The 15,133-nt window shown below is 72.2% G+C and carries 15 protein-coding genes; 11 read left to right on the top strand and 4 right to left on the bottom strand.

What is annotated here, in order from left to right; translation table 11 throughout:
* Positions 1-20: 20 nt before the first annotated feature.
* From J8403_RS15865 to J8403_RS15850, 4 genes are all read left to right on the top strand, one after another.
* Positions 21-2,318 carry an ATP-dependent DNA helicase UvrD2 gene (locus tag J8403_RS15865; RefSeq protein WP_281427924.1) on the top strand — a complete coding sequence of 766 codons (2,298 nt, stop codon included), beginning with the start codon at positions 21-23 and terminating at the stop codon, positions 2,316-2,318.
* Between the two features lie 142 nt (positions 2,319-2,460).
* The gene (locus tag J8403_RS15860) at positions 2,461-2,727 is read left to right on the top strand and encodes a hypothetical protein (RefSeq protein ID WP_211123752.1); all 267 of its coding nucleotides are present in this window, start codon (positions 2,461-2,463) and stop codon (positions 2,725-2,727) included.
* 115 nt (positions 2,728-2,842) lie between these two features.
* Positions 2,843-3,205: a WhiB family transcriptional regulator gene (locus tag J8403_RS15855; protein ID WP_211123751.1), complete on the top strand. Its 363-nt coding sequence runs from the start codon at positions 2,843-2,845 to the stop codon at positions 3,203-3,205.
* Entirely contained in the window at positions 3,202-3,513 is a 312-nt protein-coding gene (locus tag J8403_RS15850) for a hypothetical protein (RefSeq protein WP_093464526.1), read from the top strand. The genes J8403_RS15855 and J8403_RS15850 overlap by 4 nt, the downstream gene beginning before the upstream one ends.
* Positions 3,514-3,711: 198 nt before the next feature.
* On the opposite strand, the gene J8403_RS15845 is transcribed toward J8403_RS15850, so the two are convergent.
* Positions 3,712-5,208: an ABC1 kinase family protein gene (locus tag J8403_RS15845; RefSeq protein WP_211123750.1), complete on the bottom strand. Its 1,497-nt coding sequence runs from the start codon at positions 5,206-5,208 to the stop codon at positions 3,712-3,714.
* A 75-nt stretch (positions 5,209-5,283) separates the two neighbouring features.
* Positions 5,284-6,423, bottom strand: coding sequence for a ThiF family adenylyltransferase (locus J8403_RS15840; RefSeq protein ID WP_211123749.1), 1,140 nt, complete (start codon positions 6,421-6,423; stop codon positions 5,284-5,286).
* 275 nt (positions 6,424-6,698) lie between these two features.
* Between J8403_RS15840 and J8403_RS15835 the strand changes: the two genes are divergently transcribed.
* The 4 genes from J8403_RS15835 (at position 6,699) to J8403_RS15820 (ending at position 10,694) form a co-directional block, all read left to right on the top strand.
* Complete coding sequence (locus J8403_RS15835) at positions 6,699-7,325, top strand: M48 metallopeptidase family protein (RefSeq protein ID WP_211123748.1); 627 nt, start codon at positions 6,699-6,701, stop codon at positions 7,323-7,325.
* A gap of 147 nt (positions 7,326-7,472) precedes the next feature.
* Entirely contained in the window at positions 7,473-9,224 is a 1,752-nt protein-coding gene (locus tag J8403_RS15830) for a TerD family protein (RefSeq protein WP_211123747.1), read from the top strand.
* Positions 9,225-9,235: 11 nt separating this feature from the next.
* Positions 9,236-9,919 (top strand): AIM24 family protein, encoded by a 684-nt coding sequence (locus J8403_RS15825; RefSeq protein ID WP_211123746.1) that lies wholly within the window; start codon positions 9,236-9,238, stop codon positions 9,917-9,919.
* A 16-nt stretch (positions 9,920-9,935) separates the two neighbouring features.
* On the top strand, positions 9,936-10,694 hold the full coding sequence (locus J8403_RS15820; protein WP_211123745.1) for an AIM24 family protein: 759 nt from the start codon (positions 9,936-9,938) through the stop codon (positions 10,692-10,694).
* 92 nt (positions 10,695-10,786) lie between these two features.
* On the opposite strand, the gene J8403_RS15815 is transcribed toward J8403_RS15820, so the two are convergent.
* Together J8403_RS15815 and J8403_RS15810 are read right to left on the bottom strand one after the other, a co-directional pair.
* Positions 10,787-11,314 (bottom strand): NUDIX hydrolase, encoded by a 528-nt coding sequence (locus J8403_RS15815; protein WP_211123744.1) that lies wholly within the window; start codon positions 11,312-11,314, stop codon positions 10,787-10,789.
* Positions 11,311-12,804 (bottom strand): zinc-dependent metalloprotease, encoded by a 1,494-nt coding sequence (locus J8403_RS15810; RefSeq protein ID WP_211123743.1) that lies wholly within the window; start codon positions 12,802-12,804, stop codon positions 11,311-11,313. The genes J8403_RS15815 and J8403_RS15810 overlap by 4 nt, the downstream gene beginning before the upstream one ends.
* Before the next feature lie 192 nt (positions 12,805-12,996).
* On the opposite strand from J8403_RS15810, the gene J8403_RS15805 reads away from it, so the two are divergent.
* The 3 genes from J8403_RS15805 to J8403_RS43655 all read left to right on the top strand — a co-directional run bounded on the left by J8403_RS15805 (position 12,997) and on the right by J8403_RS43655 (position 15,101).
* Positions 12,997-14,106 carry an NAD-dependent epimerase/dehydratase family protein gene (locus tag J8403_RS15805; RefSeq protein WP_211123742.1) on the top strand — a complete coding sequence of 370 codons (1,110 nt, stop codon included), beginning with the start codon at positions 12,997-12,999 and terminating at the stop codon, positions 14,104-14,106.
* Between the two features lie 157 nt (positions 14,107-14,263).
* Positions 14,264-14,722: a molybdenum cofactor biosynthesis protein MoaE gene (locus tag J8403_RS15800; protein ID WP_374212102.1), complete on the top strand. Its 459-nt coding sequence runs from the start codon at positions 14,264-14,266 to the stop codon at positions 14,720-14,722.
* Positions 14,723-14,918: 196 nt separating this feature from the next.
* Positions 14,919-15,101 (top strand): hypothetical protein, encoded by a 183-nt coding sequence (locus tag J8403_RS43655; RefSeq protein WP_208518180.1) that lies wholly within the window; start codon positions 14,919-14,921, stop codon positions 15,099-15,101.
* The last annotated feature ends 32 nt before the right edge of the window (positions 15,102-15,133 follow it).

The following is a 15,133-nucleotide window of genomic DNA, read 5'->3' as shown; positions in this document are numbered from 1 at the left end:
GGACCTGGCAGCATGGCGGGGTGACTGCAGCAACGTCCTCCACTCTGTTCCCGCAAGGCTCCACACCGGGTGCCTACGCGGCCACGCCGCGTGACGCCGACGCGGTGCTCGACGGGCTCGACCCCGAGCAGCGCGAGGTGGCGACGTCCCTGCACGGCGCGGTGTGCGTGCTGGCCGGGGCCGGCACCGGCAAGACCCGCGCCATCACCCACCGGATCGCCTATGGGGTGCGCGCGGGCATGCTCCAGCCCGCCAGCGTGCTGGCCGTCACCTTCACCAACCGGGCGGCGGGGGAGATGCGCGGCCGGCTGCGGCAGCTCGGCGCGGGCGGGGTGCAGGCGCGCACCTTCCACTCGGCGGCCCTGCGCCAGCTGCAGTATTTCTGGCCCAAGGCGGTTGGCGGTGAGGTGCCGCGGCTGGTCGAGCGCAAGGTGCAGCTCGTGGCCGAGGCCGCCGCGCGCTGCCGGGTCCGGCTGGACCGCAATGAGCTGCGGGACGTGACCGGCGAGATCGAATGGTCGAAGGTCACCCAGACCGTGCCCGAGGACTATCCGGCCGTGGCCGCCAAGTCCGGCCGGGAGGCCCCCCGCGACGCCGCCGAGATCGGCCGGATCTACGCCACCTATGAGCAGTTGAAGCGCGACCGCGGCGTCATCGACTTCGAGGATGTGCTGCTCCTCACGGTCGGTGTGCTCCAGGAGCGGCATGACATCGCCGATCAGGTCCGCCGCCAGTACCAGCACTTCGTGGTCGACGAGTACCAGGACGTCAGCCCGCTGCAGCAGCGGCTGCTGGAGCTGTGGCTGGGCGACCGGGACAGCCTGTGCGTGGTCGGCGACGCCAGCCAGACCATCTACTCCTTCACCGGCGCCACCCCCGACCATCTGCTGAACTTCCGCACCCGCCACCCCGGGGCCACGGTGGTCAAGCTGATCCGGGACTACCGCTCCACCCCCCAGGTGGTCCACCTGGCCAACGGGCTGCTCTCCCAGGCCCGTGGCCGGGCCGCCGAGCACCGGCTGGAGCTGGTCTCCCAGCGGGAGGCCGGCCCCGACCCGGTCTACGCCGCCTATGCGGACGAGCCGGCCGAGGCCGAGGGCACCGCCCGCCGGATCCGTGAGCTGATCACCCCGGTCGAGCAGGGGGGCGGGGGCGTCCCGGCGAGCCAGATCGCGGTCCTCTACCGGGTCAACGCCCAGTCGGAGCTCTATGAGCAGGCGCTGGCCGATGCCCAGGTGCCCTATCAGCTGCGCGGCGCCGAGCGGTTCTTCGAGCGTCCCGAGGTGCGCGAGGCGGGGCTGCTGCTGCGCGGCGCGGCCCGCGGGAGAAGTGCCGACCCGGCGCTGGCGGATGCCGACATCCCGTCCCAGGTGCGGGCCGTGCTGGGCACCCGTGGCTGGACGCCCGAGCCCCCGGCGGGGTCGGGCGCGGTGCGCGACCGCTGGGAGTCCCTGGCCGCCCTGGTGCGGCTCGCCGAGGACTTCGCGGGCAGCCGTCCCGGGGCCACGCTCTCCGATCTGGTGGCGGAGCTCGACGAGCGGGCGGCGGCGCAGCACGCCCCGACCGTCGAAGGTGTGACCCTCGCCTCACTCCACGCCGCCAAGGGCCTCGAATGGGACGCCGTCTTCCTGGTCGGTCTCACCGAGGGAATGATGCCGATCACCTACGCCAAGACGGACCAGCAGATCGAGGAGGAGCGCCGGCTGCTCTATGTGGGGGTCACCCGCGCCCGTCACCATCTGACGCTGTCCTGGGCGCTCTCACGGGCTCCGGGCGGCCGGGCCTCCCGTCGCCCCACCCGCTTTCTCAACGGGCTGCGGCCCGGCTCCCAGGCCGTGGGTGCCCGCACGCTCGGCGGGGCCGGCGGGATCGAGCGCGGGGCGGCTGCCCCGGGCGGCGGGGGCGGCGCGGTGCGCAGGCGGCGCGGTCCGGTCCACTGCCGGGTGTGCGGCCGGGCGCTGACCGACGCGGGCGAGATGAAGCTGATGCGCTGCGAGGGCTGCCCGTCCGAGCTGGACGAGGCGCTCTATGAGCGGCTGCGCGACTGGCGGGCGGAGCAGGCGGGGCTGCTGGGGCAGCCGGCCTATTGCGTCTTCACCGACAAGACGCTGCTCGCGATCGCCGAGGCCGTTCCGGAAGCCGCGTCGGAGCTCGCCCGCATCGCCGGTGTCGGACGGCGCAAGCTCGACCGGTTCGGAGCCGACGTTCTCGCACTGTGCGCGGGGCGGGAACTGCCCTCGGCAGCCGACGGCGAGGGTGACGACGGTGCCGGGGGAAGCCATTCGGGTGACCCTTGGCAAAACTCGACGGAAAAATAGTTTGCGCGCGCGGAGGCCATACCCATAGCCTTCCGAGCACGGAGACAACGGCCCTTCCAGGAGCCGAGGATTCCGTGTTGTACTTGAACACCCGGACTGGTTTCGATCGGTCCCTGAGACGCCGAGAGGAGGCGAAGACCAAATGATCAGCTTCATCAACACCATCAAAAAGGCCGATCGATCGGTCGTCGCCACCTGCCTGCTCGGCTCCGCGCTTCCTGGCGCCGGTATGCCCGGCGTCAATGAGGCGCGCCTCAGTGAGCGACCGATCCAGGCACCTGCGGTAGCGGCAGTGGCACAGGCAATGGCCTATGCCTTTGCGGCCAATGGTGCCGAATCCCGGACGCAGCAGCAGCACCACAAGACGTGGGCCTTCCGCAGGCTCGAACCCTGGAGTTATCCAGCCTGATCCAGGATCAGGTCGGCACCTTCCAGGGCCGCGGAACCCACACCGGGATCCGCGGCCCTTTTGATTTGCCAGAGCCCGGCCACCAGCCGGACCAAAGAGACGAGGACCACACACCGTGCAACTCAACGCACACGCCCCGTCCGCATCGACCGACCTGAACCGACCGCCTGACTCCTCGGAGGACTCCTTGATCCCGCTCACCGCCCTCACCGAACTCGATGAGGCCATCGAGAACCTGGGTGTAGCCGTTCCGTGCCGTTCGTACGACCCGGAGGTCTTCTTCGCCGAGTCCCCGGCCGACGTCGAGTACGCGAAGTCGCTGTGCCAGACCTGCCCGCTGCGTGAGGCCTGCCTCGCCGGTGCCAAGGACCGCCGTGAGCCCTGGGGCGTCTGGGGCGGCGAGCTCTTCGTCCAGGGCGTGGTGGTGGCCCGCAAGCGGCCGCGTGGCCGTCCGCGTAAGAACCCGGTTGCGGCATGAGCACCAACGGCACCATCGATCGCCCAGCGACGCACGACCCCATGAAGCAGGTCCCGACGATGACCCCACCGGTCTCCGACACCCCAGCACCAGAAACCTCCGGCGCGCCCGAGTCGCGCCAGAACAGGAACCGAGAGATGCAACTCATCCAAGAAGCCCTGGCGCGTGCGCATATGCACGACCGGCTGCAGGAGGCCGAGTCCGAACGGCCCGCCGCTCGGCTCGCCGCCGCGCGCCGGATGCAGCGCCGCGCGGAGCGCGCCTCGCTCCGCGCCCGCCGCGCCCTGGCCATCGCGGTCATGCAGTGACCCAGTGACCACCAGATGCGCCACCGACGGGAGTCGGGGCTGACATCACCAGACGCCGACGGGTCGTACCTCGACCCGTCGCGTGACCACACCACAGAGGGCCGGTCCGATCGGACCGGCCCTTTGGCTACCCCGAAGCGGCCGCGCTCCGGGGCGACGCCGCCCGGTGGCAGAGACCCGGCCGGCAGGCGCGCGTGCTCAGGCCGAGGTCTCCGCGGCCTCGGACTTCTCCTCGGCGCCTTGTGCGGCTTCGACGGCTTCCCCGGTTCCGGCGTCTACTTCGGCCTCGGAACCTTCCCCGGTTCCGGCGGACTCACCGGCCTCGGCGGCCTCCTCGGCGCCGTCCTCGGGCTCCGGCCCCTCGGCGAAGCCGGGGACCCATGCCTCGAGTTCATCCCGCAGCCGCACCGTGGCGCCCAGCTGGCACAGCACCCCGATGGTGCTCAGGGTCACCCGGTGGATCAGCAGATAGGCGGGCGGCAGATTCAGCTGATTGCCCAGCTCATAGACGGGGGAGTGACGATCGGCCACCCGCGCCGCCTGGCTGCGCAGCCACTGACGGTCGAAGACGAACGCGTCCACCTGGGCCGGTTCGAGCATCGGCACCAGAAAGTCCAGCAGGTCGTCGGGGTCCATCTCGATCGTCGGCTTGACGAACCCTTCCCCGCGCATCAGCTCGTAGACCCCCGTGGCATCGCCCTGGAGCGCCATGCGCAGTGCGATGCCGATGGGCTCCGGAAGCCCTTCCGGGAGCCGGTCCACCGAACCGAAGTCCAGCACCCCCAGCTTCCACCGCTCCGGCGGTCCGTCCGGGGCGTCACCGGTCAGCAGCCGGAAGTTCCCCGGATGCGGATCGGCGTGCAGCAGTCCGGTGCGGGACGCCCCCGAGAACAGAAAGCGGGCCAGCAGTTGCCCGGCGCGGTCCCGCTCCTCCTGGGTGCCGTCGGCTATCACCTCGGAGAGCGGTGTCCCCTCCATCCATTCGGTGATCAGTATCTGATCGCTCTGGTGCACCACGTCGGGCACCACGATCTCCGTGTCCTGTGCGTACTCCTCCGCATGGGCACGCTGGGACGCCGCCTCCAGTTCGTAGTCCAGCTCCTCGGCGACGCGCTCGCGCAACTCCGCGATCAGGGGCTTGACGTCCAGCCCCGGCACCAGCGGCCCCAGCACCCGGGCGAACCGGCTCAGTTGGTTGAGGTCGGACAGCAGGGCCTCGCCCGCCCCCGGGTACTGCACCTTGACCGCCACCACGCGCCCGTCGTGCCAGACCGCCCGATGCACCTGCCCGATCGAGGCGGCCGCCGCCGGCTTGTCGTCGAACTCCTGGAACAGCTCCGGCCAGTCCGGGCCCAGCCGCTCCTCCAGCGCCGCGTGGACCGTGCGGCTGGGCATCGGAGGGGCCGCTTCCTGGAGCTTGGTCAGCGCCGCCCGGTAGGGCCTGGCTATCTCCTCGGGCAGCGCCGACTCGAAGACCGACATGGCCTGCCCGAGCTTCATGGCCCCGCCCTTGAGCTCACCGAGGACCTTGAACATCTGCTCGGCGGTGCGCTGCTGTACCTCGCGCGCGACCATCTCCGCCGGCCGTCCCCCTATCCGCTTCCCGAGCCCCCACGTGGCGCGCCCCGCGAATCCCAAGGGCAGCGCCGCCAGTTTGGCGGTACGGGTGATCGCCTTGCGCGGCAGATCGGTCATGCGCCCCTCCAACTACAGCCGTGCCATCCCGGAGGGTGGCCCCCGGGCCCCCGTCGCCCACTCCACGGACGTGGGTCACCCGGACATTGTCGCGTGCGGTGCCTCTGCGGCCGAGGCATATACGGCATCCTCCTCCCCGGCCGCTCCGCAGCCGCAGCCGGGATGTGCTACGACCGGGCGCGCCTCCCAGACGAGGGAGGGAAGCGCCAATTCCCACCGGACCCCCGCGCCCCCGGAAGGCCGGCCGTCGAGGAACGCCAGCGCCTGCACCGCGGTGAGCCCCGCCACCACCATCGACAGCGCCGCGTCACAGGCCGGGGCGGTCCTCCGCCGCCCGGACCGCCACTGCGCGAGCATCCGCGGCCAGGCGGGCTCCCGCTCGGCACGGCCCGCCGCGGCACAGCCCGCACAGGGCGTCATGCCCGGCACCACCAGCGGCCCGACCACTCCCGTGGCCTCGATGACTCCCGCGTAGAGATGGGGTGTCCCGGAGACGAGAAGCGGCTGGGCCGGCTCCGGATCCGGTGCGTAGGCGGCGAGGCCGTCACGCGGGGCGATCACCACAAGGGCCAGACCGTGCTCTGCCGAGGGGGCCCGCTCTTCCGAGGAGGTCCGCTCCCGCGCCGACCGGCGCGGCAGCGGACCGGGTGCGGTCTGCCGCACCACGCGGCGCGCGGCCACATCCCGGCGCTCCCCGACCTGATCGGCGGACAGTCCGCCGGGAGCCACATCCCAGGGCTCGACACATCCCCCGTCCACCACATCGACCCGGCCGATCCCCGAGCCCGAGAGCGCGGCCGCGACCGCCGCCCCGACCCGGCCGGCGCCCCGCACCTGCACCCGCGTCGCCCGCCGCGCGGCGAGCAGCCGCGCCGCTGCGCCGGGCTCGGGATGCAGCACCGAGAGCGCCCCCGCGTCGGGGCGCAGCCGGTCCAGGGCCGCGGCTGGCTCACCGCCGTCCCTCGGCTCGTCCAGCAGACCGGCCGCCGCCAGCCGGTCCACCAGTGCGTCGGCCCGCCCCTCCGGCAGGCCGATGGCCCGGGCCTCCTGCCGCAGCAGCGGCAGACCGCGGGTGCCGTCCAGCAGCTCCAGAAAGCTGCCCGTGGCCGTGTCCACCGGCCCCATCACCACCGCATGCGCCCGGGCCACCCCGAACTGGACCGTGTCCCGGCTTCGCCAGCCGCGCCGCAGCGCGGGCTTGAGCATCGGATGCATCGCCGTCCCCCCGTTTGATGTTCTGTGCCTCTTCGTGCCTGTACTTGCCTATTCATCACTGTTAAAGCCGAACTGTTCGAAGTGCGCCGGTTCGCTTCCGTCGCACCGCCCTCAGCATGCGGGTAGGAGCCCGGAGCCCGCAGAGCGTTATCCACAGGCAGTGGAATAAGTCGTACGAACACCGGTCGTACAAGCCGTGCACACCGTGGAGTGGTTCGGTCCGCAACAAGGTGCGGGGCGGGACTTCCCCGGCGGCCACCGGGTAACGTCGGGGCGTGCCCGCCGATCCGTCCTCTCGCACCACGGGGGAGAGCTCCCGCAGCGCCGCGAGCGCACCGCGCACCGTCCCGAGCCCGCAGAGCCGCGGCTCGGGCGCGAGCGCGGTCGAGGTCCGCAGGAGCACCCGGCGGCGCAGGACGGTCTCCGCCTATCGCGAGGGCGACCGCACCGTCGTCCTCATCCCCGCCCGGATGTCCGAGGCGGAGGAGCAGCGCTGGGTGGGCGTCATGCTGGACAAGCTGGCCGCGCAGGAGAGCAAGCGGATGCTGGGCGACGCGGAGCTGGCCGCCCGCGCCGAGCTGCTCTCCGGCCAGTACCTGGGCGGGCGGGCCCGGCCCGCCACCGTCCGCTGGGTCACCAACCAGAACACCCGCTGGGGGTCGTGCACCCCCGCCGAGGGCAGCATCCGTCTCTCGCACCGGCTCCAGGGCATGCCCGAGTACGTCGTGGACTATGTGCTCCTCCACGAGCTGGCCCATCTGCTGGTGCCGGGCCACGGCCGGCGCTTCTGGCAGCTCCTGGAGGCGTATCCGCGGACCGAGCGGGCGCGGGGCTATCTCGAAGGGGTGGTCGCCGCCGGGCGGTTGCCGCACCTCACCGGGCCCGGGGACGACCAGCCGTAGGGGCCGACGCGGGTGCCGTAACGGAACCACCCCCGTGCCGTAACGGAACCACACCCGTGCTCCTCGGCGTCGCTCATAGTCGGCGGCAGCGGCTAGCCTGGCGCGCAATGCACTCACCGGTACGGCGATGGGGGACGGTCCTAACGTATGGCCAGGGAATTCCAGCGCGGCCACAAGGCCAGGATCAGTGATCTGACGGCCGGGAGGGATCTGTACGTCGGGGTGCAGATCGCCGGTCCCGGTCTGACGTTCGACATCAGCTGCTTCGGGCTCGACGCGGACGAGCGGCTGTCGGACGACCGCTACTTCATCTTCTTCAACCAGCCGAAATCCCCTGAAGAAGCGATACAGCAACTCGGGGCGCAGGCCGGTGACACGGATTCGTTCCGCGTCACGCTCGACAGCATCCCCTCCACCATCCACAAGCTCTCCTTCACCGCGACCATCGACGGCGCCGGGCAGATGTCGCAGATCGGCCCGGGCTATATCCGGATCGTCGCGGGCGGTGAGGAGGTGGCCCGGTACTCCTTCACCGGTTCGGAGTTCAGCACCGAACGCGCGGTGATGCTGGGCGACTTCTACCTCAAGGACGTCTGGCGGTTCGCCGCCGTCGGGCAGGGCTTCGACGGCGGACTGGACGCGCTGCTCAGGAACTTCGGCGGTGAGGTTGCCGAGGAGGAGCCCGCCCCCGCGCCCGCCCAGGGCGCCGCGCCCGGTTTCGCGCCGCCCGGCCAGGCGGCCCCCGCCCCGGGCTTCGCACCCCCGGCCGCGACCGCTGCCCCGGCCGCACCGGCGCCGCCCGCTCCCGCCTTCGGCGCTCCCCAGGGAACGCTGCCCCAGGGCACGCCGCCTCAGGGGATGCCGCCCCAAGGGGTGCCCGCCCCGGGTACGCCCCCGCAGGGAACGCCCCACGGCACGTCCCCGCAGGGCGTTCAGCCGCCCGCCCCCGGCACCCCGCAGATGCACGGCGCCCCGACCATCGCCGCACCCATCGCGCCGCCCGGCCCCGGCCAGGTGCCGCCGCCTGGGCAGGTGCCCCCGCCCCCACCGCCGGGCCAGTTCCCGGGCCAGCAGGCCCCCTTCGGACAGCCGGGCCAGACCCCGCCCGCCCCCGCGCCGTACGGCCAGCCGCCCGCCCAGCCGTACCCCGGCCAGGCCGGCCAGCCCGGTCAGCCGGGCCAGCCCGCTCCTTACGGTCAGCAGCAGGCCATGGGCGTCCCCCAGGGCGGCGGTGGCGCGCCCGGGCTCCAGGCCGCGCTCGCCCAGTACCGCGAGGCGCCCACCGGCCAGCGCTGGACGCCGCAGAACCCCCGGCTGATGCGGGTCGACCTCGGCGTCGGCGGGCAGCCCGTGCTCGCCCGCCAGGGCACGATGGTGCTCTACCAGGGCAAGGTCGACTTCAGCTACAAGGGCGCCGGCTTCCGTGGCCGGATCGTCGGCAACGCGACCGGCCAGGAGATGCAGCTGATGCGCTGCAGCGGCCAGGGCCAGGTCTTCCTCGCCGAGAACGCCGCGGAACTCCACCCGATCGAGCTCCAGGGCGACGCCATCTGTGTCGCCGCCGAGAACGTGCTCGCCTTCGACGAATCGCTGCACCACGAGGTGCGCCGGATCGAGGGCCACGGCATCCCCGGCGGCGCGCTGTTCACCATGCAGTTCCAGGGCACCGGCACCGTCGTGGTGAAGACCGAGGGCACCCCGGTCGTCCTCCCCGTCACCCCGACCACCTTCGCCGACAGCAACGCCATCGTGGCGTGGTCCGCCGGATCCCAGGTGATCATCTCCAGCCAGGTGCGGCTGCGCCGCAGCGCCTATCCCGGCCACAGCGGGGAGACCGTGAACCTCCAGTTCCGTGGCGCGCCCGGCAACTTCATCGTCGTCCAGCCCTACGAGGTCTGAAGGAGCCCGTCATGGACCAGCAAATGATCTCGGGCTTCGCACCCGCCCCGGTCGCCGCCCGGATGGAGAACCACGGCGCCAGCATGCTCAAGGTCGCCATGCAGAGCGGCCAGGACCTCTTCGCCCGCACCGGCTCGATGGTGGCCTACGAGGGCTTCGTCCAGTACGAGCCCAATCCGCCCGCGGTACGTCAGATGGCCTCCCAGTGGCTGACCGGCGAGGGCGCCCCGCTGATGCGGTGCAGCGGCGACGGGCTGCTCTACCTCGCCGACTACGGGGCCAACGTCGTCTGCATCAACCTCAACGGGGACGCGCTGTCGGTCAACGGCACCAATCTCCTCGCCTTCGACGCGCACCTCAAGTGGGGCGTCGAACGGGTCAAGGGCATCGCCAAGTTCGCCGGGCAGGGCCTGTTCAACGTGGGCGTCTCCGGCACCGGCTGGGTCGCCCTGACCTCCCGCGGCACCCCCATCGTGGTCGACTGCGGCCGCGGTGAGGACGAGACCTATGTGGACCCGGACGCGCTCGTGGCCTGGTCCTCCGGGCTCAAGGTGAAGGGCAAGCGCAGCTTCAAGGCGTCGTCCCTGATCGGCCGGGGCAGCGGCGAGGCGTATCAGCTCGGCTTCTCCGGGCAGGGCTTCGTCGTCGTACAGCCCAGTGAGGACAGCACCGACCGGCTCCGGGCCCGGGGCTGAGGGGGAGGGACACCAGATGCAGAGCCCGCTTTTCGCCTTCACCGAGGCCCAGACGCAGGACCGCTACGCGCTGCAGAACCCGCAGCTGCTGCGGGTCGCCCTGAGCGGCCATGAGGATGTGCTCGCCCGTAAGGGCAGCATGGTCGCCTATCAGGGGCTCATCGAGTTCGACGGCGAGTACCAGACGCCGGGGCAGCGCAGGACCCGCAGCCGCGCCGGTGAGGGTCTGGACCTGATGCGCTGCTCCGGGCAGGGCACGGTCTACCTCGCCAACCTCGCCCAGCACATCCATGTGATGGACGTGGACCACGACGGGCTGACCGTCGACAGCTCCTATGTGCTCGCGCTCGACTCCACGCTGCACTGGGAGACGATCGCGGTGGACAGCCAGTACGGGATCTCCGGCTCCGGCAAGTACAACCTCAACATCTCCGGCCGCGGCAAGGTCGCGCTCATGACCTCGGGGCAGCCGCTGCTGCTCCAGGTCACCCCCGACAAGTACGTCAATGTCGACGCGGACGCCATCGTCGCCTGGTCCAGCTCGCTGCGGGTCCAGATGCAGGCGCAGACGCACTCCTCGGGCGTCTGGCGGCGGCGCGGCAACACCGGCGAGGGCTGGGAGCTCAGCTTCCTCGGCCAGGGGTACGCCCTGGTGCAGCCCAGTGAGCTGCTCCCGCCGCAGAACGCGGTGGTCGGGGGCGGCATGGCAGCGCAGTTCGGCATGGGCCAGCAGGGCGCCCGCGGTCAGAACCAGGGCAACATCTTCAGCAACTGACCGAGGTCACGTCGACAACTGACCGAGGCCACGCCGATCACGTCGACGGAGCACGGCGGCCGCGGACTCCCGGTTCGCGGCCGCCCCGCTCCTCAGAGCAGCGCGCGGGTGCGCGTCACCAGGTGCCGCACCGACTCATCGGCCACGTCCGCCACCTCGTCGTAGTCGAACCAGCGCAGATCCAGTGACTCGTCGCTGATCGCCGCCACCGCGCCCCGGGGCGCGACCGCCGCGTACTGGACGTCCAGATGCCAGGCGCAGGGGGTGTGGTGCCGGTCGAGCCGCACCGGGCCGCCCGGCAGCAGCGTCAGCCCCTCGATCCCGGACTCCTCGGTGGCCTCGCGCAGCGCCGCGGCCGCGAGCGTGCTGTCGTCCGGCTCGCAGTGGCCGCCCATCTGCAGCCACATCCGCAGCTTCCGGTGCAGGGTGAGCAGCACGCGCTCCCGCTCCGGGTCGACCACCAGGGCGCTCGCCGTGATGTGGCCGTCCCCGCACGCCTTCCACATGCCGTCCGGATACGCGGCCAGATGGTCGCCGTAATGCCGCCGCAGCCGCTCCTGGGCGGCATCGGGCGCGGGCCACTCGGTGAGCACCCGCGCCGCGTCCTGGTGCAGACTCACTTCTCGCCGTCGCCCCGGTCGTCGTCCTCGCCGCTCTCGCCGCTCTCGCCGTCCTTACGGAGGTCGGGACGGTCGGGGTCGTCCTTACGGAGGTCGGGGCGCTCGGGGCCGTCCTTACGGTCCTCACCGCCCGCCGCCTCGCCGAGCATCTTGTCCAGCTCGGAGAAGTCCAGCTGCTCGCCGTGGACGAAGCCGTCCGGGTCGTCGAGGTCCTGCGCCGTCGGCAGCATGTCCGGATGCGCCCACAGCCCGTCGCGCCCCTCCAGGCCCCGGGCGTCGGTCAGCGAGGCCCACAGCCGGGAGGCGTCCCGCAGCCGGCGCGGCCGCAGCTCCAGGCCGATCAGCGTGGCGAAGGTCTGCTCGGCGGGGCCGCCGCTCGCCCGGCGCCGCCGCAGCGTCTCGCGCAGGGCGTCGGCGGAGGGCAGATGGGGCTTGGCGGCGGCGTGCACCACCGCGTCCACCCAGCCCTCGACCAGGGCCAGAGCGGTCTCCAGACGCGCCAGGGCGGCCTTCTGCTCGGGGGTGTCCTCGGGCTGGAACATGCCCTGCTGCAGGGCCTCCTGCAGCTGCTCGGGGTGGGTCGGGTCGAGCTGGCCGACCGCGTCCTCCAGCTTGGCGGTGTCGACCTTGATGCCGCGGGCGTACCCCTCGACCGCGCCGAAGAGGTGCGAGCGCAGCCACGGCACATGGGCGAAGAGCCGCTGGTGGGCCGCCTCGCGCAGGGCCAGATACAGCCGGACCTCTTCCTTGGGCACGCCGAGGCCGGAGCCGAGCGCCGCGATGTTGACCGGCAGCAGGGCCGCCTTGCCCGCCGGGCCCAGCGGCAGCCCGATATCGGTCGAGCCGACCACCTCGCCGGCCAGCACGCCCAGCGCCTGCCCGATCTGGGTGCCGAACATGGCGCCGCCCATCGAGCGCATCATCCCGAGCAGCGGGCCGGCCATGGCCTGCATCTCCTCGGGCAGCACATCGCCCATGGCGGCGCCGACCCGCTCGGCGACCGGGTCCACCAGGTCCTTCCACACCGGCAGGGTCGCCTCGACCCATTCGGCGCGGCTCCAGGCCACGGCGCTCCCGGAGCCCGAGGGCAGCGAGGTGACGCCGTCCAGCCACAGATCGGCCAGGCGCACGGCCTCCTGGACCGCGGCGCGATCCGCGGGCCCGACGCTCTCGTCCTTACTGCCGTCGGCGGTGCCGCGCGCCACCGTCTGGCGCGCGATGTCCTTGGCCATGTCCCAGTTCACCGGGCCGCCCTCGTAGGAGAGCATCTGCCCGAGCTGCTGGAAGGCGGCGCCCAGGTCGCCCGGATTCAGCGAACCGAACATCGCGGCGAACGGATTGTCCGCGCCGCCCGCTCCGCCGGGTCCGCCGCCGAACCCGAAGGGATTCGCGGGGCCCTGCTCGCCGCCCTGGCCGCCCTTCTTCTTGCCGTCGTCGCCGTCCTCCGGCTCCTCCGGCGGAAGGCCGAATCCGAATGGGGTGTCACTCACGGGTTTCCTCGGCTCGTTGGGCCACCGGCTCCCGGGCCGGTGGCGGATGCCCGACATCACCACCCAGCCTAGACACCTCGCCGGTTTCCGGGCTCGGTGCTTCGCTGATCGCCGCCCTGCGGCAGGATGGACGTCACCTGGTACGTATGCGTGCATGCGCTCCGTACTGAAGACAACCGCTGGAGACGCCCGGTGAGTTCCCCAGACCGAGAAGTTCGCGCTGCGCGAAACGATACGGCTCGCACCGCACGACGGCCCGTCGTGGCGGTGACCGGTGCCGCCTCGGGCCCAGGTGCCCTGCTCACGCAGCGGCTCGCGGAGTCCGAAGAGGTCAAGCAGGTCCTGGCCATCGATGAACGCCGCGGTGAGGTGAGCGAGGCGCAGTGGCATGTGCTGGACGTCCGCGATCCGGCCATCGCCGAGAAGCTGCGCGGCGCGGACGTGGTGGTCCACCTCGCCGTCGACCTGGACCTGGGCACCGACGCGGCCGCCCGCACCGCTTACAACGTGCGCGGCACCCAGACCGTTCTCACGGCCGCCGCGGCGGCGGGGGTGCGCCGGGTGGTGCTGTGCACCTCGGCGATGGTCTACGGGGCGCTCCCGGACAACGCCGTGCCGCTCGCCGAGGACGCGGAGCTGCGGGCGACCGCCGAGGCCACCGGTGTCGGCGATCTGCTGGAGATCGAGAGGCTCGGGGAGCGCGCGCCCCGGGCGCATCCGGGGCTGAATGTCACCGTGGTGCGCCCGGCGATCCTGGTCGGCGGCACGGACACCGCGCTCACCCGCTACTTCGAGTCACCGCGTCTGCTGGTCGTCGCCGGATCCCGTCCCACCTGGCAGTTCTGCCATGTGGAGGACCTGGTCGGGGCGCTGGAGTACGCCGCCCTGGAGAAGGTCGAGGGCGAGCTGGCGGTCGGTTGCGAGGGCTGGCTGGAGCAGGAGGAGGTCGAGGAGCTGTCCGGAATCCGGCGCATGGAGCTGCCCTCGGCGGTCGCCCTGGGCGCCGCCTCCCGGCTGCACCGGCTCGGTCTGACGCCGTCCCCGGCCGGCGATCTCGCGTACACCATGCATCCGTGGGCGATCAGCGGCAGCAGGCTGCACGCGGCGGGCTGGCGGCCGCGCTGGACCAACGAGGAGGTCCTGGCGGAGCTGCTGGAGGAGGTCTCCGGCCGCCATACGGTCGCCGGTCGGCGTCTGGGCCGTAAGGACGCCACGACGCTCGGCGCCGCGGGTGCGACCGTGGCCCTGGTGGGCACCGCGGCGATCGTGCGCCGCGCCCGTAAGGCGCGCCGCCGCGCCTGAGACGGGCCCGACACGGGTCTGAGACGGGCCCGACACGGGCCTGAGAGGGGACTGGCGCGGGCCCGACACGGGCCTGATCCGGACAGGCCTGCACCGGAAGATGCTTTCCGGGATCCGGTATTACGTGAAGACGGGACGGTGCGGCACGATGGACGGCATGGCACATTCGTACGATCACCCCGGCGAACTCGCGGCCGCCAACCCCATCCGGCTGCTCGCCGTCCGTGACACCCCCCTCTCCGTGGACGAGGTGTTCGGGGCGGTGGGCGATGCCGCGGCGGGCGGTACGGCGCTGTTCGTGGGCACCGTGCGCAATCACGACGGGGGCGCGGAGGTCGGCGCCCTCGGCTATTCCGCGCATCCGACCGCCGAGGCCGAGCTGCGCCGGGTGGCCGAGAAGGTCGCGGCCGACTTCCCGGTCCGCGCGCTGGCCGCCGTGCACCGGGTGGGCGATCTGGCGATCGGCGATCTGGCCGTGGTGGTGGCCGTCTCCTGCCCGCACCGCGCGGAGGCGTTCGCCGCCTGCCGCCGTCTGATCGACGACCTCAAGCGCGAGGTACCGATCTGGAAGCACCAGTCTTTCGCGGACGGGACAGAGGAATGGGTGGGCGCGTAGCGCCTCGTTGGGGGGTGGTGGTCGGGTGACGGGAGGGCGGGTGGGCGCGTAGCGGGAATGCGGAGGAGCACGGAAGGGTGTACTCCACTTGCGTAACCCCCACCCTGCCGTGAGCGTTGACCTGGCAGAGGACTAATCTGCTCATCTGTCAGTCGCGGTCGTCTACCGCGATTTTTCCAGGGGTCGGGAGGCTGCTGTGGGTGCGCTTCTCTGGTTGCTCATTCCGCTGTTCGCGGCGATAGCCGCGGCGATATACGCGGGCATAGCCGCCCGAGCCGTAAAACGGAAGTCCGGGGGAGACGTAGCTGAGTTGGCCGGATACGCCCGCTTCCGCGAGGCGATGGAGCGCCGGCCCTCCGATTCGGACGCCGCGGCCTGACCGCGCCCCGTCCGCGCCGCCCCTCGTACGGA

Origin of the sequence: Streptomyces yatensis (assembly GCF_018069625.1) — a bacterium.
Classification (GTDB): domain Bacteria; phylum Actinomycetota; class Actinomycetes; order Streptomycetales; family Streptomycetaceae; genus Streptomyces; species Streptomyces yatensis.
Note: the sequence above shows the minus strand (reverse complement) of the source record. Positions and strands in the feature narration are given on the sequence as shown.